General features: G+C 64.8%; 1 protein-coding gene. It reads left to right on the top strand.

The window, feature by feature from the left end:
* Positions 1 to 627: MobH family relaxase (gene mobH, locus AC1RQC_RS40430; RefSeq protein ID WP_492886894.1), on the top strand; the 627-nt coding region annotated here is incomplete at both ends.

Below are 627 nucleotides of genomic sequence, written 5' to 3'. Positions count from 1 at the left end.
CTGATCGGCGGCCTGCAACTGCAGGGCCTTTGGGAGTCCATTCGCCAGCGCTCAGGCTTCACCGCCGCCAGCTTTGCCCGCGACTGCGCCCCGCTCCTGCACGCTGTCGCGGATCTGTGCCAAATGTTGCCGGCATCCGAGAGTCACCACCACGCCCAGCCAGGTGGGCTGCTGATCCACCTGTTCGAGGTCTTGAACCACGCCCTGGGCATCCGGACCAGCTATACCTTACCGCGCGGCGTACCGCCCGAGGATATCCACAAGCTGCAACATCTGTGGACTTACGGCGTCTTCGTCGGCGCGCTGCTCCACGATATTGGCAAGCCGATGGCCGATCTGCAGATCACGGCGCGCGCCGGACATCGAAGCTGGCCCTGGCATCCGCTATCGGGCTCGCTGGTCGAAGGCGGCGCCGAGACGTACCGGGTGGCCTTCCAGGCCAATCGGGACTACACCCGGCATCAGAAGCTGCCCGTCATTCTGGCCCAGCGCCTGATCCCGCCGCCTACGTTGCAGTGGCTGTCATCCGATCCCGCTCTGCTGCAGGAGTTGATGGCCTATCTGGGAGACGAGCACGACGAGAAGAGCCTGATTGCCGAGATCGTGACCAAGGCCGACCGAGAGTCC

The organism is Cupriavidus sp. GW822-FHT03E04, from assembly GCF_058801495.1.
This window is presented reverse-complemented; position numbering and strand designations above follow the sequence as displayed.